The organism is Flavobacterium psychrophilum, from assembly GCA_001708385.1.
Classification (GTDB): Bacteria; Bacteroidota; Bacteroidia; order Flavobacteriales; family Flavobacteriaceae; genus Flavobacterium; species Flavobacterium psychrophilum_A.
This window is the reverse complement of the sequence record CP012388.1, coordinates 4013808-4033794: the sequence shown is the minus strand read 5'-3', so window position 1 is coordinate 4033794 and position 19987 is coordinate 4013808. Positions and strand designations below refer to the sequence as shown.

Genomic DNA, 19987 nt, shown 5'->3' with positions numbered 1-19987 from the left:
CCGCATGCGGGGCCTTTCTGTTTTTAACACTATTCGTCATGTTCAGATTCGCGAAGTCGTTTCTTTTGGCTTCTAAGTAAATCGCGGATATCTCTAACAGCGTCCCGGGCTACCTTATCTATCTTTTTAAAACGTTTTAAAAAATAGTCCATCTTAGTATTCTCTTCCTCACTAAGACTTTTTGCAATACCTTCTTTAAAAACTGTAAACTCTGCTACAACATCATCAATAGCGTCATATGCTGTTTTTAATTCGGTATGAAGTTCTTCCAGTTCTTTTACCGTTTCCCTGCAAAACGCACTGTTTTTTTTACCCAGCTCTTTCCTGAGCTTTTTTTCTCCTTTATCAAATAGTCCCATAGTGTTGTTTTTGGTTGCTGCAAAGCTGGCACCATTCAAAAAACTGGATATTATTCAAATATTATCATTGCATTATATTACACATATGTTAAGGTAAAACGTACACCATATTTTTGTAAATTGGTTACATCAAACCAAAAACTATGTTTACAGACAAACCAATTCGCCGGGCAGCCATTGTAGGATATAACCGTATCCCCTTTGCCCGAAATAATACAGCATATACGCTTGCCAATAACAGGGATATGATGACCGCTACCCTTAACGGACTTATTGACCGCTATAAATTACAAGGTAAAGAATTAGGCGAAGTTGCCGGAGGTGCAGTTATAAAACACAGCTGGGAAATTAACCTTATGCGCGATTGCGTCCTGCAAACATCACTTGATCCCAAAACACCCGCATGCGATATCCAGCAGGCATGTAATACTGGAATAGAATCTGCAATTTATATTGCTAACAAAATAGCTTTAGGGCAAATTGAATGTGGTATTGCAGGTGGGGTAGATTCTACCAGCAACGTGCCATTGGAATTTAATGAGCATATCCGTAAAATACTATTGTCGGTACGACGAAGCAAAAGTACTTTCGATAAAATTAAACAACTGGCAAAAATAAAATTCAGTGATTTTACTCCTGTTGCCCCTCAAAACCTTGAACCCGGAACCGGGCTGTCTATGGGTGGGCATACAGAATACACTGCAAAATACTATAACATATCGCGTGAAGAACAGGATGCGTTTGCCTTGCAAAGCCACCTTAAAATGGCTGCGGCTACCGATGATGGTTTCTTTAATGATATGCTTACGCCCTACCTCGGACTGGATCTGGATAATAATATGCGAAGGGATACTTCTCTGGAAAAATTTGGAAAGCTAAAACCTGCATTCGACAAAACCGCAGGTACGCTTACAGCAGGTAACTCCTCCCCGCTTACCGATGGTGCTTCGTGTATTTTAATTGCGAGCGAAGACTGGGCGAGAAAAAACAATCTGCCTATACTGGCCTACATAAGCCACGCAGAGATGGGTGCTATTGAGTATGTAGAAAACAAGCAAAATTTACTTTTAGCTCCTGTGTATGCTGCTCCGCGAATGCTTAAAAAAGCAGGGCTTACACTTCAGGATTTTGATTTTTATGAAATTCACGAGGCTTTTGCAGCACAGGTATTAGCCATCCTAAAAATTTGGGAAAGCCCCGAACTTTCAGCAGAGTTTGGCGTTGAAGCTTTGGGCAAGATAGATCCGCGGAAACTTAATGTAAACGGCAGCAGCCTGGCAACAGGACATCCATTTGCCGCAACCGGCGGACGTGTACTGGCAACTATGGCTAAACTCCTGAATGAAAAAGGCGGCGGCTACGGATTTGTATCGGTATGTGCTGCGGGCGGGCAGGGAATGACTGTAATACTCGAAAAATAATTTCCATTATAAGAGCGGCTATCATTTGATAGCCGTTTAAATTTCCGGTAGTATTAAATATAACCTACTCCTATTTTAATGCCTCGTTTTAAAAATTTACTTTTGCAGCATGACTACTGTTACAATGCACCACCACTATCTTATATTTAAACCTTTTGGCTATTTAAGTCAGTTTACTTACAATCTAAAACGTAAAAAGAAACTACTGGGAGAACTGCACGATTTTCCTGAAGGTACAATGGCTATCGGAAGACTTGACGAAGATTCTGAAGGTTTACTCCTGCTTACTACAGATGGTATGATGAGTGAAATTGTACGCAGTAAAAAGGTTGAAAAAGAATATTATGCACAGGTAGACGGCCTTATTACAGAAAGCGCGGTAGAGCAGCTTAAAAAAGGAGTAGAAATAGGTTTCAATGGAACACGTTACACTACCCTGCCGTGCGAATCACGGATTCTACATGAAAAACCCGATTTTCCTGAGCGTGGCCGAAAGATCAGGGATGAACGCCACGGCCCGACCTCATGGGTATCTATAACCGTTAACGAGGGCAAATTCAGGCAGGTTCGTAAAATGACAGCTGCTGTGGGATTTCCTACGCTTAGGTTGGTTAGGGTACGCGTTGGCGATGTGCTTCTTAGAGATTTACAGCCGGGCGAAGTACAGGAGGTAGAATCGTTTGATGTATAGAGATTCTCTAACTTTTGAGCGTTTAAAATTAGGATAACTTTAGATAAATCTGATTTTATAAAAGGTAGCTTTAATCAAAATAGCATGAAACACCTATACTTTTTAGCAATTTTATTATTCACATATTGTGCAACTTTTGCGCAGGATGAAATTGATACTGACAGGCCTAATCAAACGGAAACACCTTCTATTGTTCCGGTAAACCGCTTTCAGATGGAAAACGGTTTTGTACAGCAGCAGGAAGAAAAGCATGAAAGTGATTTAATGCTTCCAACAGCATTATGGAAGTTTGGTATTTCTAAAAATCTGGAAGCCCGACTGGAAACAGATATTATTTACAACAAGTTTCAGGACAGCACTCAATCGGGACTAAAACCTTTAATTGTGGGTTTAAAGATAAAATTGTGGGATGAAAAAGGATTTGTTCCCCAAGCATCTTTAATAACACAGATGCAAATTCCAAAACTGGCTTCGAAAGAATTAATCGTGAATCATCTTGCTCCGGAAATACGATTTCTTTTCCAAAATACCTTAACCGAAAATGCAGATCTCGGCTATAATTTAGGTGTAAATTGGGATGGAGAATCGACAGCGCCTATTTACGCCTATACGTTTTCACCTAATATCAGTATTACAAAAAAATTAAAAGCGTATGTAGAAGCCTATGGTTTTATGCCGGCACATCATCATTCTGAACACTGGACAGATGGTGGTTTTATGTTTTTAATTACAAAAGATGTACAACTGGATATTTCTGCCGGCTATGAAATTACTTCCACAAATCATTATCACAGGTATTATGAAAGCCTTGGTGTTTCATTCAGGATTTAAATTTACCCGATAAAAATTCATAGATTTTCTCCTGGGAACGTTTTGCATCTGTAGTGGTTTCATTAAGCTGTAATTCGATCATCTGTAAAAGTTCCTCTTTTAAAATATCATCATAAACAGGAAAACATACCTCTACCCTTCTGTAAATGTTTCGGTTCATCCAGTCGGCAGAACCCAGATAAACTTGTTTATCGCCATTATTTTCAAATATAAAAACGCGCCCGTGTTCCAGGTAACGGTCAACAATCCGTTTTACTGTAATATTATCGCTTAGTCCCGGAATGCCCGGTAACAGGCAACAAATTCCGCGGATAATCAGTTCGATTTTTACGCCTGCCGAAGAAGCTTCGTACAGCTTTTCGATCAACACCTTTTCTTCAAGATTATTGAGCTTAATCGTAATTCCCGACTCTAAACCCTGAGAAGCATTTAATATCTCTCGGTCAATAAGACGTATAAAACTATCACGAAGATTAAATTGTGCTACCAACAAGTGATTATAATTGACAATATCATCGGGTTCCGGTTTCTTCATTTTGCCTAAGAAACTGAAAACCTGTTCAAGTTCTTCCATCATACCCTCGTGTGCTGTAAGAAGTATATGATCTGTATAAAAACGCGCAGTAGTTTCATTAAGGTTTCCTGTAGCAAGCAGTCCCAGAGCTTTTATAGTATAACCCTTACTGAATTTTACCAACGCTATTTTGGCATGTATCTTTAATGAGGGAACACTGTGAATAATAGTTACTCCGGCATCGCTTAATTTTTTAGACCAACGGATATTATTAGACTCGTCAAAGCGTGCTTTAAGCTCTACAATTACAGTCACTTTTTTTCCGTTTCTTGCTGCGCTTATCAAAGCATTTGCTATGCGCGAATCGTTTGCCATCCGGTATACCGTTACAAAAATTTCTTCGGCATCAGGATGAATAGCTGCCTCATTAAAAAACCGCAGCACGGTATCGTAAGATCGGTACGGAGTATGAATCATAACGTCATTATCCTGCACATGTTTAAGCAGCGAAGTCCCTTCAAAATAATATGCCAAAGCAGGCCATTTAGGATTTTCCAGATGCTCTTTGTGTACCGGCAGTTCGGCAAGGTCTTTAAGGTTATGATAAGAACTGCCTTTCATAACATTAGCACCTTTTAGCTTTAAGAGGCTAATAAGTGTTTCGAGATACTCACGCGGCATTTTATCATCATACAGAAAACGGGTAGCAATACCAAAATCGCGTTTGGCGATCTTCTTTTCCATTTGGGCCGCAAGCCCTTCTTCATAATCATCATCAAATTCAACGGCGGCATCGCGCGTAATCTTAAAACTATAAGCACCATGAATTTCGCTGTTCGGAAAAATTGCCGATAAATATTCTTTAATTATATCATCAATAAAAAGAATATACTGCTTGCCGTCTTTATATATACTATAGAAACGCGGCATTTCTTCCGAAGGTATATTTACAATTTCGAGGCAACTGTTGCCATCTGCCTTTGTTAGCGATACAAGAAAATACAGTTTATTATTTTCGGTAAAGAAGTCAGTTTCTTCATTTAGCTCCATACACTTAATGTATGTAAGTATTCTTGTAAAAAAGTAATTTTCGGCTTCAGCCTTAACCACATCAGGAATGGACTCGTTATAAACAAGCACTGTATTTTCGGCAGTAAGTCCCGGTAGTATTTCATTTATCAGCAGGTCACCAAACAATTGCTGTTGTTTGTATACAATGGTATTGGCCTGTTTTAGTATTTTCTTGTAGAAACGCTTTTCGGCTTCTGCCTTTTTACCCGATATCTTTTTCAATGCCATAAGCGCCGGAATACGCACACGGTAAAACTCGTCAAGATTAGATGAATAGATGGAAAGGAACTTTATTTTTTCCAGCAATGGCACCTTGGCTGATGCTGCTTCGAGCAATACACGTTCGTTAAAGCTGAGCCAGCTAAGATCGCGGTCTAAATAACGCTTTGGCGCGGGATGTATGATAATTTCGGTTTTGGGCATAATAAAAAATAAACATAAAATTACGAAGTAAAAACATACAAGCTATTAACTTTTTGTTATGGTTAACAAACACAGTACAACGAGTATTAGCATTAAAATCAGGTTGTTAAAATTTTGTAGGTAATCTTTTAGCAAAACTTTAAAATACTAATGCTGTTTTTATGTCTATTTTTAGGCTATAAATGAACACAAAGTTGAAAAAATACTTACGTAAAGGTTTAAAAATATTCCTTTGGACAGTAGGCTCGATCATTGGATTGTTCCTGCTGATTGTACTATTATTGCAAATTCCATACTTCCAGAACATTGTAAAAGATAAGGCCATAACCTACCTTGAAGGCAAGATCGGCACCGATGTCAACATCGATAAAATTGAAATAGGCCTGCCTAAAAAGGTGATTCTTGAAGGTGTCTATTTTGAAAGCCAAAGAGGTGATACTCTGCTAGCCGGAGAAAAACTGGCTGTAGACATTAGCCTTATTAAACTTTTAAGCAGCGAAGTAGAGATCAACTCCATTAGCCTGGAAGGCATAGTTGCCAATGTATCCCGAAATAAAGATTCTGTGTTTAATTTCGACTATATTATTAATGCTTTTGCGTCAGATAAACCAAAGGATACTACTTCTGCCCCAATGAAGATATCTATAAACAAGATTAACCTTGAGAGGATAAGGGTAAAATTTGATGACCAGATATCTAAGAACAATATAAGTGCCAACATAAAACACTTTGATACCCGTATTAAAACATTCGATCTTGATAAAATGGAGTTTGAAGTGCCCAAGGTAAATCTTGACGGGCTAAAACTTGTGCTTAAGCAGGGCATGATTGACGAAATCGCTCAAAATACCCAAGAGGTAGCCGAAGAAGCTTCTAAAAAACCGGATCTTAAACTAAAGCTCGGTAAAATTAACTTAGCTAATATTAATATTGGTTATGATAACGAAGGCAGCCGCCTTGATACAGGTATTAAACTTAAAAAGCTATTTGTAGAAGTTAATGAGATTGACTTGAAAACGCAATTGATAGATCTTGATAATCTGGAAATTGACAACCTGAAAGGGCAACTGGCTTTTGGCAAGTTTGAAAAGCAGGTACAAAAAGCCCTGCCTGAGAACTCTGCTGCGGTACAGCAGGCACAATGGAAATTTAAACTCGCTAATGCCGATATAAAAGACGTTGCCTTTAAATTTGACGATGAAAATTCTACCCCTGTTGCTATGGGTATGGATTTTAAACATCTTGATATTACCAACCTTAATCTTGAAGCCAAGGATCTTTCGTATGCTCCTGAAGCTATTTCGGGTAAGGTAAACAAACTAACCGTTAATGATAAAAGCGGATTAGTGGTTGACGAACTTAGCACCGATTTCTTCTATGGTCCTAAAGGTGCCGAACTTAAAAACCTGTATCTTGAAACACCGCAAACTTTGGTTAAAGACCAGATAATTGTTGGGTATCCGTCACTTGAGGCGGTTTCTAAAGATATTGCCAGCCTCTCTGTAGATGCTAATCTTGACGGAAGCCAGATTGGCTTTAAAGATGTGTTATTGTTTGTACCTACGCTTGCCGATATGGCTCCGTTTAAGGGTAATCCGAACGGCATACTTAAAATAAACAGCCGCGTAGAAGGTAAAGTTAGCGACATACGCATTGCCAACCTTGAAGTAAGCGGAATCGGTGCTACAACCATTGCTGCAAAAGGACGCATAACAGGACTACCTGATGTAAAAACCGCTTATTTTGATATGGATGTGAGGGCTTTTAGTTCTACATCTAAAGATATTAATACCTATATACCTAAAGGTACGCTGCCGCCAAACATTCAGTTGCCGGGCAAGCTATCGGCGAAAGCCAACTTTAAAGGCAAACTGGATAACTTTAATGCCAACGTAGACCTTAAGAGCAGCTTTGGTAATGCGAAAGTAAAAGCCATTTTTGACCAGCGCAGAAAAGGCCGCGAAATTTACGATGCCGATGTTGACATTGCTAATTTTGATGTAGGCAAGCTTATAACAAATGATTCTATAGGAAAAATCAGCCTTAAGGCTAAGGTAAAAGGTACGGGACTTGATCCGCAGACGGCAAATGCCAAAATAAAAGCAAAAGTTATTAAGGCTGAATACAATAGCTATGTGTACACCAACCTTAATGTGGACGGAAAAATAAACAACGGCAAGTTTGATGCTGTTGCCGATATGGCCGACCCTAATCTTGAATTTCAGCTGGTTGCCAATGGAGGCTTTAAAGGGAAATTCCCTAACGGAAAAATTAAACTGAATCTTGATATCGCAGATCTTGACAAGCTAAACCTACATGCGGGTCCGCTTAAACTTCGTGGTAATGTAGATGCAGATATTACAGACGCAGACCCCGACAACCTCAATGGTACGGTAAGCCTGCACAGCTTTATGTTTGTGAATGAAAAAGAAGAATTTGCTTTAGATTCGATCAATATTATCGCTGTGACTAAACCTGATACGACTTCTATCAGGATAAAATCGCCTATCGTAAGAGGTTACATGAAAGGCAAATACAAGCTGACCCAGGTTGGCCCTGCCCTAACCAATACCATATCAAAATATTATAATACTAATCCTTCTGCACCTAAAAAATCGAACGTGCCACAACAGTTTGATTTTGGATTGGTAGTAGATAATGATCCTGTATTGTACAAGCTAATCCCTCAGATAACACGCCTTGAGCCAATTAAAATAAAAGGAAATTACAATAGCGAAACAGACAGCATAAACGTTGTAGGTTCTATACCACGAGTTGTATATGGCAGTTACACGATATCGGGTGGAGACCTTAAAATTCAGAACGAAGAAAACGCATTAGGCTATAGCCTTGTTATTGATGAAGTACAAAGCGAATCGTTATTACTGCCTCATACCAGCATTACCGGTAATGTTCAGGACAATATTGTAACTTATAAAGTTCAGATACAGGATAAAAAAGAGGAAGAACAGTATATGCTTGCCGGTCAGCTTAAAGCAACCGATGGCAACACAGAACTGTCTCTTGACCCTGATGGGCTTAAACTGAATTACGAGCCATGGAATATTGCCGTAGATAACGTACTTCGCTTTGGCAAAGATGGTATTTATGCCAATAACTTCGAAATGAGCAGTGAAGGCGGCTCTTTAAAACTGCAATCGGCATCTGAAACACCAAATGCTCCGCTGAATGTAGAGCTGAATAGCTTTAAGATCGAGACGCTTACCAATATGATCCAGAAAGACGAGCTTAAAATCTCGGGTATGATTGATGGTAAAGCAGAATTACGAAATATTACGGCGAGCCCGGTATTTACATCTGACCTTGAAATTTCTAACCTTGCAGTAAGTAAAGATACTGTTGGCGATATAAAAATAAGGGTGAACAATGAGATTGCCAACACTTATACCGCTGATGTTTCTATTACAGGAAACGGCAACCAGGCCGATATTAAAGGTAATTATAATGCGGCGTCACAAAGCTTCGACCTTAACCTCGACCTGCAAAAGCTAACTATTGCAAGCTTACAGGCCTTTAGCTTTGGTAATGTTAAAGATGGTGAAGGACATTTATCGGGTAACTTTAAAGTTACAGGTACGGCGACAACACCTAATATAAATGGTAATTTACAATTTAATGATGTCGGCCTGAGGGTAACCCAGCTTAACTCATATTTTAAAGGGATGAACGATAATATTACGTTTACCAATACGGGAATTAATTTCAGAAATTTTGAGATTCAGGACGAAAAGAATAACGAGCTTACTATTAACGGCGATATAAAAACAACCAATTATAGAGAGTTTGGCTTTGGGCTTAATGTAAAAGCAGAAAACTTTAGGGCAGTAAACTCTAAAGCAAAAGATAACGATTTTTACTACGGCGACCTGTATATTGATACCAACCTGAACATCAAAGGTACAATGGATAGTCCTGTGGTAGATGGTAACCTTAAAATAAATGAGGATACCCAATTTACAGTTGTGCTCCCACAACAAGACCCGTCAATTGCTGACAGGGAAGGTATTGTTGAGTTTATAGACCAGGATAATATGGAAATAAAACAGCGCCTTAAAATGGAAGAAACGCTGAACAGTACTAAAGTAAAAGGCATTAAGGCTTCGGTAGATATTGAGATCGTTAAGGAAGCTGAGCTGAATTTAGTTATTGATAAAGGAAATGGCGACTTCCTTCAGCTAAAAGGGGAAGCGCAGCTTACCGGTGGTATTGATGAATCTGGCAAAACAACACTTACCGGAAGATACGAATTTAGCGAAGGTGCTTACCAAATGACATTCAACTTCATTAAGCGTAAATTCGACATTGAAGAAGGAAGCTACATTCTATGGACAGGTGAGCCGACGGATGCAACCGTAAATATTACGGCTGCTTATAAAACCGAGATCCCTCCTATTGATCTTGTAGACCAGCAGATAAGTGATCCTGCACAAAGGAATATGTACAAACAAAAAATTCCGATCAATACCTTACTTAAAATTAATGGTGAATTATTAAAACCGGAACTTTCGTTTGATATTGTTGTTCCTGAAGGTAATTATAACGTTGCAACAAATGTGTTGAACCTTACCAGATCAAGATTAGATCAGTTACGTCAGGAGCCTTCAGAATTAAATAAACAGGTGTTTGCCGTGTTATTACTTAACCGATTTATTGGTGAGAATCCTTTCTCTAGTGAAGCAGGCGGCACAAGTGGCGAATCATTGGCAAGGCAGAGTGTTAGTAAATTGCTTTCGCAACAGCTTAACAACCTTGCAGGTGATCTTGTTAAAGGCGTAGAAATTGATTTTGACCTTGAATCTACTGATGACTATACCACAGGGCAACAGCAAAACCGTACCGACCTGAATGTAGAAGTATCTAAGCGATTGCTAAATGACAGGCTTAAAGTGACAGTGGGCAGTAATTTTGGACTTGAAGGCCAACAGGCAAACGAAGAGACTAACAATATTGCAGGAGACCTTTCTGCAGATTATCAGCTTACAAAAGACGGCCGTTACCTTGTTAGAGCTTACCGTAAAAATGATTATCAGGTGGCACTTCAGGGGCAGGTAATTGAAACAGGTGTAGCTTTTGTTATTACTATGGACTACAACAAATTCAGGGAGCTTTTCCACAGGTCGGAAGCCGAAAAAGAGGAAAACCGCAGGGAACGCGAACGCAAGCAACGTGAAAAAATAGAGCGCAGGCAAAAAGAACGTGAAAAAATAAAGGCAGAAGCCGAAAAGAAAACGGAAGGAAACGAGAATCAATCTGGTGATACAGAACAGGATTTACCACCAAACAGTACTAACGATAAGGATAAAAAGAATGAGAAATAGGTTTACATATTATTTTATCATAACACTACTGTTTGCTTACGGATGCAGCAATACCAAATACCTGCCCGAAGGCGAAATGCTTTACGTAGGTGGCGAAGTTAAAGTTGTTGATACCGTGATGAAACGCAAAGACCGGAAAGCGATGGAAAAAGAGCTTGAAGGACTATTGCGTCCTAAACCTAACCGTGGCTTTTTGGGACTGAAACCTAAATTATGGATATATAACATTGCCGGAGAACCTAAAAAAGAAAAAGGTTTTAAGCACTGGCTACGTACTAAAGTAGGTGAACCGCCTGTATTATTCAGCCAGGTTGACCTTGACTACAATGCCGATGTATTACAAAATTACGCTGAGAATAAAGGTTATTTTAAAACGCGTACTGCCGCCGATTCTACATCATCAAACAAAAGGGCTACTGCTAAATATACCGTTACTCCCGGTAAACAATACACTATAAAAGAGGTGTTATTTCCCGGAGATTCTACAGCGACAGAATTGGATAGCACCGTTGCAAGCATTAAAAGAAGGAGCCGCCTTAGAAAAGGTCAGCCTTACGATCTTGCCGTAATAAAAGAAGAGCGTGAGAGAATAGACCAGCGTTTAAAAAACAGAGGTTACTACTATTTTAGTCCGGACCATATATTAGTTCAGGTTGACAGTACTGTAGGCAATCAGCAGGTTGACCTCATCGTAAAAATAAAAGAAGAAACACCAGAGAGGGCACGCAAAGTATATACTATTAATAAAATCAATGTTTATCCAAATTATACGTTAGAAACAGTTAAGGATACACTTATTACTTCTCAGGATTCGGTGACAAAATACAAAGACTTTCTAATAACAGATCCGCAGCATACTTTCAGGCCAATTATTTTCGACCGCACGCTTTTTTTTCACAAGGGTGACATCTATAGCCGAAGAGACCACAACCTGTCGTTAAACAGGCTTGTAAATTTGGGTACGTTTAAATTCGTAAAGAACGAGTTCCGCCTTTCCGATTCTCTGGCTTCAGCATTGGACGTATATTATTACCTTACTCCACTTCCCCGAAAATCAATTCGTATTGAGTTGTTAGGTAAAACCAACTCTGCCAACTATAACGGATCTGAAGTAAGTGTAAACTGGAGCAACCGTAATGCCTTTAGGGCCGCGGAACTACTTAATTTAAGTGTTTTTGGTGGTGTGGAAGTTCAGGTAGCCGGACAAAACAAAGGCTTTAATGTGTACAGAATTGGTGGTGAAGCCAGTATTACCTGGCCGCGATTTATATCGCCGATACATATTGCCGATTCTAGTGCATTTGTTCCCAGAACCCGTGCCCTGATAAATTACGAATACCAAAACAGGGCAAAACTGTACTCTTTAAATTCATTTAAAGGAAGCTTTGGCTACTTGTGGAAGGATAATCCGCGTGTAGAGCACCAGCTTATGGTAACAGACATTAATTTTGTTAGCCCTACCAATGTTACAGATATATATCTTGCACAGATACAAGCGGATAAAGATATAACCGGAGCAGATGTTTCACCTTTGGAAAAAGTAATTGAGAAGCAGTTAATATTTGGCCCTACGTATTCTTATACGTATACCAACACAGCACAGAAAAGAAAAAAGCATACGTTTTACTACAAAGGCTCATTAGAGCTTGCCGGCACAATTGCAGGACTTGCTACAGGTGGTAATACCGACGACCCTACAAAGGTTTTCGGAGTACCATTTAGCCAGTTCGTTAAAACGGAACATGATTTTAGGCATTACTTACGATTAACCGAAAATTCACAATTAGCCAGCCGCGTTATTGCAGGTATCGGTGTGCCTTACGGAAATTCCAGCGAGTTACCTTTTATCCGGCAGTTCTTTATTGGCGGTACAAACAGTATAAGGGCATTCAGGGCAAGATCTATAGGCCCAGGAACTTACAGGTCGCCTAATATAGATACGGGGTCTTTCCTACCTGATGAATCAGGTGATATCAAATTGGAATTTAATACCGAATACAGGGCTAAACTATTCAGTGTTATTCACGGAGCTATATTTGTAGATGCAGGTAACATTTGGCTAATGAATAAAAACGAGAATAAACCCGGATCGCAATTTTCAAGCAAATTCATGGATGAAATTGCATTAGGTACTGGAGCAGGTTTAAGGGTAGACTTATCTTTCCTTGTATTGCGACTTGACCTTGCATGGCCGTTAAGAAAACCATACCTGCCAGAAGGGCAGCGATGGGTAGTTGATGAAATAGATTTTGGCAGTAAATACTGGCGTGATGAAAACCTTGTATTTAACTTAGCTATCGGATATCCGTTCTAGTATTCAAATCTATCATAAAAACAAAGGGCATTCTTATTCAGAATGCCCTTTGTTTATTTAAGCCGTTACTTACTGAACGGGTGGTAATTTTACATCTTCTTTTTTTCTTGTTTTATCCGGCCTAATAATCATACGTAAAGACTGGTCTTTAGCAAAATAGGCAATCATCCAGTTAAAGAATGTTGTAACCCTGTTTCTATAGCTTATTAAAGACATAAGGTGGACAAACAGCCACATAGCCCATGCTATGAAACCTTTAAAGTGCATTTCGGGCTTAGGAAGATCGGCTACAGCCTTGTTCTTTCCAATAATAGCCATAGACCCTTTATCGTGGTATTTAAATGCTTTCAACGGACTGTTTTTAAGCTCGTTTTTAAAATTCTTAGCTAATAATATACCCTGCTGTATTGCCACCTGCGCAACCTGCGGGTGTCCATTAGGAAATGCAGCATCCGTTAACTGAATACAGGTATCGCCCAAAGCATAAATATTATTTGAATTACTAACTTTATTAAAGGCATCTACGGCAAATCGCTGTCCCCTGCCATAGCTTTCGTCAGGAAGACCATCAAATTTCTTAGCCATTACCCCTGCTGCCCAAATAAGGTTTTTAGACTGAATAGTCTCTCCGTTATGGAAGTAGACCGTATCGTCTTTAAAGTCAACTACACGGGTATTTAGCTTTACAATTACTCCCAGTTTGTTTAGGGCATCATAAGTATCTTTTTGTGATTTTTTGCTCATTGGTGCCAATAAAGCATCTCCCCCATCTACAAGGTAAATATTGCTGGCACTGGTAGAAAGCTCAGGATATTCTTTTCTAAGTATACCGTTACGCATTTCGGCAAACATACCCGAAACCTCAACCCCCGTAGGGCCTCCGCCTGCAACAACGATATTAAGGTATTTACGGCGCTCACGGCTATTTTTGCAAATAGCAGCTTTTTCCATACGTTGCAATAGTTTGTTACGCATTTCGATAGCATCGTTAAGTGTTTTCATAGGTATAGAATTCTTCTTAACGTTCTCCATACCAAAGTAGCTGGTTTCTGCACCTGTAGCAAATATAAGCCTGTCATATTCAAGCTCACCATTGTTAAGCACAACAACATTATCCTGCGGCCTTACCGAAAGTACTTCTCCTAAACGGAAATGGATATTGCCGTTTTTTACAAACAGTTTCCTGAACGGATAACTTATACTTGACGGTTCCAGATAGGCAGTTGCTACCTGATATATTAATGGCGGAAAAAAGTTGTAGTTGTTCTTGTCTACAAGAGTTACCTCAAAATTTTTGTCGCCTGCAAGGCCTTTAGCAAGATTGATACCTGCAAAGCCGCCTCCTACTATCACTATTCTCATCTATTGCTCATTTACTGCACATATTTTTTTGTGCAAAATACCTGTATAAAGTTACAAATTTTAACGCTACCCGGCAATGATTGCCTACGCTGCGCACAGCACTTTTATGAAATAATTGGGTTTTATGCCTGCATATTAAATTGCTGCTATTTTAACAGGCATTTTTTTAACAGCCCAATTTATAGTTATGTTAATTTTGTGGTATTTGCCTGAGGTGATATGTATTTTTATGACAATAATTAACCGTATTATGAAAAATTATTTCTCTAAAAAAGCGCTAAAGAACACCTTTACCATTCTAAAAAATACCTTTACAGGGTTCATGGCAGATAAGGGTTTAAAACTTAGTGCATCCTTATCCTACTATACACTGTTTTCCCTTGCTCCCTTATTATTACTTATTATTTCGCTTGCAGGAGTAATTTTTGGACAGGAAGCCAGTGAAGGAAGGATTTTTGAAGAAATAAACGGACTTATAGGTAACGAAGCCGCGGCACAGGTACAGCAGATAATACGCAACCTTCAACTTTCCGGAAAGTCTACCTTTTCGGCTATTATTGGTGGGGTAACACTGGTAATTGGTGCCACCACGGTATTTGGTGAAATACAGGATTCAATTAATATGATATGGCGCGTTAAAGCAAAACCTAAGAAGGGATGGTTAAAGCTTATTAAAGACAGGTTGCTATCAGGTTCAATAATTGTTGGGCTTGGCTTTTTGCTAATCGTATCATTAATAATAAATGGTGCACTTGTAGCACTTAATGATATTTTGAAATCGTACTTCCCCGATCTTACACTAATAATTGTAAACATTGTGAATTTTGTAATAAGCTTCCTGGTAATTACCGTTCTGTTTGGAGTAATATTCAAAGTGCTTCCCGATGCTAAAATAGCATGGAAGGATGTACGTGCCGGAGCATTTTTTACATCGTTACTATTTATGCTGGGCAGTTATGTAATAGGCATTTATATAAATACTACAGCAGCGGGTTCCCCTTACGGAGCAGCCGGATCTATAATTGTTATTCTTTTATGGGTATATTATACCGCGGCAATATTGTATTTTGGAGCAGAATTTACCCGCGAGTATGCCAGCTTTATTGGCGCACATATAGAACCCGCAGATTATGCGGTATACATAGAACAAAAAGAAACAGAGAGGCATGTAAAATTCATCCCGCCTACAAAGCATGAAGATGAACCAAAGCCTGAAGCATAAAAAAACTCCCTTGCCAGGGAGTTTTTCAGTTATAGTTGTGTAGTAAAATTATACATTCAGTCGGCCTTCTACCCCACCGTCATCTTTCATGTTTCCGGTAATAGTACCTGCGGCCCATTTTAACATAGATATCATTTTACCATCTTTGGTATCCCAATAGTATGCATCTGTAGGCTCAACTTTAATCACCGTAACATCCGGATCTTCTTTACCTTCGTCAAACCAGGCCTTAGCCATTGGTGTCCACACCTCTTCAATATGGGCTTTATCTTTATAGACAATAGCCTTACCATATACCGAAAGAAAATGTGCATCTGCGTTTTTTGCAAAGATAAGCTGCACATCATCATCATGGCCTATCTCAAAATTCTTATTACTTTTCTTTGAGCTGATAAACCAAAGGTTACCATCATCATCAATATCGGCAACACTCATTGGTCGCGTAGGTACAGGCCTTACAGACAGTTCTGTACAGAACATACATATATTTATATCTTTTGCCATCTCTTTAATCTTGGCTCTGGCCTCACCGTTAAAGAGATCTTTAAAATTATCTTTAGAATTAGGATCTGACATAGTTATAGCGTTTTGTTGGTTAGTAATTAGTCTTCGCTTCGGCCGGAAACCCAGTCAACAGCTTCATTATAATCAGCTTTTGGATAACCGCGGAATTCACCCGGCATAAGTTTACTGAATATATCTGTAAAATTAATCACGGTTTCAGAATCACTTATAATTGCAGCACGGTTCCATTTGGTAATGTTCTTAATACCAAGAAGGGCATCCTGTAGCCAGGCGCCTGCTGTAAATTCAGATGGAGATGTATTCAGGAATAAAAGGTAGTTAAGTTTTCCTGTTTTTTCTACCAGGCTTGACACCTGGTGCTTTACGATTTCAAAATCGTCTTTGGTTACTTCACCGTCTGCGCGGAAGCCAACCATTGTATCCGGAAGGTCTGGAATTTGTACTATCATGATTATCAGGGTTTAAATTATACATAAATTTACCCTTTATGCCATTAAACATGTGTTAGTGACATCATAATATAAACCGAATATTATTATAAACTTTGCAATTAAAGCTGCTTTTCCATTACGAAATCTTCCATAAGATAACCATTACCAATATTAATGTCTTCTTCTTTTACTTTTACGTAACCATTCTTAACATAAAAGTTTACGGCAGAATTAAATCGGTTTACATTAAGTATAATCTTATCGTTACCGTTTGCTTTAGCCGCATTCTCTACTTTAGATAATAATAGTTTCCCTGCGCCTGTTCCCTGTGTTTCAGGCAGCACATATAATTTGTGGAGTTTTGTTACCTCCGAAAGATGATTAAGTTCATACGAAGCAAAACCAAGATCTTTTCCGTCGGCAGATAAAATAAGAAAATGGTGACCTTTAATAGCGATCTGATCTGTAATAGCGTTAAGGCTGTACATTTCGTCAAGCATATATTCTATCTGTTCCTGAGACAGTATTTTACTATAGGCATCAGGCCATGTACTTACGGCAAGACCATTTATTATTTCAAAATCTCCAATAGCGGCTTTGCGTATCTCCATAATTTTTATATTTTTAAAACCCCCGTAAATACAGGCTCTTACATATATGTAAAGTTACAAAAAAAATATTGGCACAGTAATTGGATATTGTTAATCAATCAACAAAAATTACAATAACCGGGCAAACCTAAATAACAATAACCATGAAAACGATATTACAACATATAGCCCTTTTTACACTGTTTTTTACAGCTGATGCTATTGCACAAGATGTTACAACCGTTCGGGCTAATAACAGCGACATAAGCGATAACCTTGACCTTAAGGCTGTAGCATCTATATTTGGAGAATCCAGCGATCTTGAAGATTTTGAAAGAAGGCTTAACGATCCTGAACTAATGATATCTAACCTTGACCTTAACGGTGACAACAGGGTAGATTACCTAAGAGTAATTGAAGCTACCGAGAACAATACTCACCTTATAATATTACAGGCAGTACTGGCTCAGGACACTTTTCAGGATGTCGCTACCATAGAAATTGAGAGAGATAGCAACAATAATGTACAAGTACAGGTTGTAGGAGATGTTTACATGTACGGTTCAAACTATATATATGAGCCGGTATATGTTTCAAGGCCGGTTATGTTCGATATATTCTGGATGAACAGCTACCGTCCTTACTACTCACCATGGTACTGGGGTTATTACCCAACTTACTACACGTATTGGGCACCCTACCCTGTTAACCGATACAGACGTAATGTACACGTACATATAAACTCAAGAAACACTTACGCCTATACAAATTCGAGAGGTAGTTCGCGTGCAGCGGCCTTATATAATTCAAGAAGACAGAATGCGTACGAAAGACAGAACCCAGGCAGATCTTTTAGCAGCAGAAACAACAATGCTACAAATAGATATACACTTGAACAAAGCAGAAGTGGTTCAAGAACTAATGGAAGCAGAAGTTCTTTCACGAATTCATCACGTTCAAATAACGTGTCAAGAGCTAACAATGTAAACACAGTAAGGCAAAACGGAAATGCCGTGAGATCTTCAGGCAACAATACAGTAACGCCTTCCAGAAGCAATCAATCTGTTAGAAATGTAGATTCTCCAGCAAGAAGTACGAATAACGCAGTGAGAAGCACACAAAGAAGTGAAACATATACAGCACCTTCAAGAAGCAATAATGCTATACAGCAAAGTGCTCCGGTAAGACAGCAAAGTGCTCCTGCAATACAAAGATCGGCACCGGTACAGCAATCTGCACCAGCACGAAGCAATAACATACAACAGAGTGCTCCGGCAAGACAACAAAGTGCTCCTGCTATGAGAAGCACACCGGCTCCGGCAAGACAAAGCGCACCGGCTCAAAGTGCGCCGGCACGTTCGGCAGGAGGATCATCAAGAAGAGGTTAAGTTAATTCTATTATATTTGAAAGTAAGCACCACCCGCCATAGTGGTGCTTATTTGTTTTTAGAAACATCAGTTTATTAAACTATCCTTTTAGATTTAATAGCCTCTACCCATTCATTTCTTTCGCACACTGTACAAGTACCCGATGTAGGCTCTAACTTTTGGGTGTTTGCACAAAATGTACATGCATAAATTCCTGCTTTGGGTATGGTAACGCTTTTTAAATTGAATAGCTGAGGACGTATCGGCAATCCGTATTTTACATTTTCATCGTCATAAAAATAGACACTTATTGCACCATTGGTTTCCATATATGCATTACGAACCTGGCCTAAATGCTCTATAGATCTTATTCTGAGTTCAGCAAAAAATTCGTCCTGTGCCAAATCTTCCTTTTCAAAGCTTTGAATTGAAAATTGCCCGTCTTCTATAATGCAATGTACTTTGCCTTCTATGAAATTCTCAAAACGTTTGCTTTTGCCTAATAACCAGGTGACGGCCCTGTACATAAAAAGTATTACAGTAAAAACTAAAATGGCAGGTATAAGGCCAACATCTTCGTAAAACATTGGGTCGCCCGCAGCAGACCCTAAAGAGATAATAATAACAACTTCGAAAATAGACAGCTGCTTTACTCCTCTTTTACCCGCAAATTTTAATGTTAACAGTACGACCGTAAACATTATTATGGTACGGAATATTACTTCTATTAAAAACTGAAAAGGGAGGTCGTTAAACAACAAGCGCTTCCACTCGAATATATCTTTCATAAGGTGTTAAAAATTATCATCCTAAATTAGTGATGATATGTATCTCATTAACAAACATTAGCACAACTTTAATACAGCCTTATCAGTAATCACGGGCATCGAAACGTAATTTTATAATCACTGAATTATTAACGACAAAAAATTACAACTATGAGCAAGAGAGTAGCAATATTGGCAACAGACGGTTTTGAGGAAAGCGAACTAAAATCGCCAAAAGAATATCTTGAACAGCAAGGCTGGACAGCAGATATCGTAAGCCTTAAAAGCGGTACTATAAAAGCATGGGCAGAAAAAGACTGGGGCAAAGCATATGAGGTTGATTATACTCTGGATGAAGTATCATCTGGCGATTACCATGCACTTGTACTACCCGGAGGTGTTATAAACCCCGACCTTTTAAGGAGACATGATAATGCTATTGCATTTGTTAAGTCCTTCTTTGATGAGAAAAAACCTGTAGCAGCTATATGCCACGGTCCGCAGATACTTATTAATGCCGAAGTGGTAGACGGAAGGGAACTTACATCTTTTATGTCAGTCAAAAAAGATTTACAAAACGCCGGTGCAAACTGGGTAGATAAAGAAGTTGTTGTGGATAACGGACTTGTAACGAGCCGTACTCCGGACGACCTGCCTGCTTTCAACAAAAAAATGGTTGAAGAAATTAAAGAAGGTAAACACGAACTTCAGAGAAGCTAATTGAAGGTTAGTACTTTGATTCACCGAAGGCTTTCGTAC

Annotated in this window: 14 protein-coding genes and 1 pseudogene; 8 read left to right on the top strand and 7 right to left on the bottom strand. The window is 39.0% G+C overall.

Going from position 1 to position 19987, the window contains the following annotated elements:
• Positions 1 to 29: 29 nt before the first annotated feature.
• The gene (locus ALW18_17800; GenBank protein AOE54194.1) at positions 30 to 398 is read right to left on the bottom strand and encodes a hypothetical protein; all 369 of its coding nucleotides are present in this window, start codon (positions 396 to 398) and stop codon (positions 30 to 32) included.
• 104 nt (positions 399 to 502) lie between these two features.
• Between ALW18_17800 and ALW18_17795 the strand changes: the two genes are divergently transcribed.
• The 3 genes from ALW18_17795 (at position 503) to ALW18_17785 (ending at position 3302) form a co-directional block, all read left to right on the top strand.
• Positions 503 to 1780, top strand: a complete 1278-nt coding sequence (locus ALW18_17795; protein AOE54193.1) for an acetyl-CoA acetyltransferase — start codon at positions 503 to 505, stop codon at positions 1778 to 1780.
• Positions 1781 to 1904: 124 nt separating this feature from the next.
• A complete protein-coding gene (locus ALW18_17790) occupies positions 1905 to 2471 on the top strand; it encodes a pseudouridine synthase (GenBank protein ID AOE54476.1) in 567 nt (188 codons plus the stop codon).
• A gap of 84 nt (positions 2472 to 2555) precedes the next feature.
• Complete coding sequence (locus ALW18_17785; protein AOE54192.1) at positions 2556 to 3302, top strand: hypothetical protein; 747 nt, start codon at positions 2556 to 2558, stop codon at positions 3300 to 3302.
• Between the two features lie 58 nt (positions 3303 to 3360).
• Here the strand turns inward: ALW18_17785 and ALW18_17780 are convergent.
• A pseudogene (locus tag ALW18_17780) lies at positions 3361 to 5310 on the bottom strand (polyphosphate kinase).
• A gap of 182 nt (positions 5311 to 5492) precedes the next feature.
• Here ALW18_17780 and ALW18_17775 point away from each other — a divergent pair.
• Together ALW18_17775 and ALW18_17770 are read left to right on the top strand one after the other, a co-directional pair.
• Entirely contained in the window at positions 5493 to 10649 is a 5157-nt protein-coding gene (locus tag ALW18_17775) for a hypothetical protein (GenBank protein AOE54191.1), read from the top strand.
• Positions 10624 to 12963: a hypothetical protein gene (locus ALW18_17770; protein AOE54475.1), complete on the top strand. Its 2340-nt coding sequence runs from the start codon at positions 10624 to 10626 to the stop codon at positions 12961 to 12963. The genes ALW18_17775 and ALW18_17770 overlap by 26 nt, the downstream gene beginning before the upstream one ends.
• A gap of 69 nt (positions 12964 to 13032) precedes the next feature.
• Here the strand turns inward: ALW18_17770 and ALW18_17765 are convergent, their stop codons facing one another.
• Positions 13033 to 14325, bottom strand: coding sequence for an NADH dehydrogenase (locus ALW18_17765; GenBank protein ID AOE54190.1), 1293 nt, complete (start codon positions 14323 to 14325; stop codon positions 13033 to 13035).
• A 250-nt stretch (positions 14326 to 14575) separates the two neighbouring features.
• Here ALW18_17765 and ALW18_17760 point away from each other — a divergent pair, with 250 nt between their 5' ends.
• Positions 14576 to 15547, top strand: a complete 972-nt coding sequence (locus ALW18_17760) for a ribonuclease BN (protein ID AOE54474.1) — start codon at positions 14576 to 14578, stop codon at positions 15545 to 15547.
• A gap of 48 nt (positions 15548 to 15595) precedes the next feature.
• Here the strand turns inward: ALW18_17760 and ALW18_17755 are convergent, their stop codons facing one another.
• The 3 genes from ALW18_17755 to ALW18_17745 form a co-directional block, all read right to left on the bottom strand.
• Positions 15596 to 16123 (bottom strand): general stress protein, encoded by a 528-nt coding sequence (locus tag ALW18_17755; protein AOE54189.1) that lies wholly within the window; start codon positions 16121 to 16123, stop codon positions 15596 to 15598.
• A gap of 26 nt (positions 16124 to 16149) precedes the next feature.
• Positions 16150 to 16521, bottom strand: a complete 372-nt coding sequence (locus ALW18_17750; protein ID AOE54188.1) for a hypothetical protein — start codon at positions 16519 to 16521, stop codon at positions 16150 to 16152.
• Positions 16522 to 16622: 101 nt separating this feature from the next.
• Positions 16623 to 17114 carry an acetyltransferase gene (locus ALW18_17745; protein AOE54187.1) on the bottom strand — a complete coding sequence of 164 codons (492 nt, stop codon included), beginning with the start codon at positions 17112 to 17114 and terminating at the stop codon, positions 16623 to 16625.
• Positions 17115 to 17257: 143 nt separating this feature from the next.
• Between ALW18_17745 and ALW18_17740 the strand changes: the two genes are divergently transcribed.
• A complete protein-coding gene (locus ALW18_17740; protein ID AOE54186.1) occupies positions 17258 to 18481 on the top strand; it encodes a hypothetical protein in 1224 nt (407 codons plus the stop codon).
• Between the two features lie 75 nt (positions 18482 to 18556).
• On the opposite strand, the gene ALW18_17735 is transcribed toward ALW18_17740, so the two are convergent.
• Positions 18557 to 19249 (bottom strand): hypothetical protein, encoded by a 693-nt coding sequence (locus ALW18_17735; protein AOE54185.1) that lies wholly within the window; start codon positions 19247 to 19249, stop codon positions 18557 to 18559.
• A 150-nt stretch (positions 19250 to 19399) separates the two neighbouring features.
• Here ALW18_17735 and ALW18_17730 point away from each other — a divergent pair, with 150 nt between their 5' ends.
• Positions 19400 to 19948: a glutamine amidotransferase gene (locus ALW18_17730; GenBank protein AOE54184.1), complete on the top strand. Its 549-nt coding sequence runs from the start codon at positions 19400 to 19402 to the stop codon at positions 19946 to 19948.
• Positions 19949 to 19987: the final 39 nt, after the last annotated feature.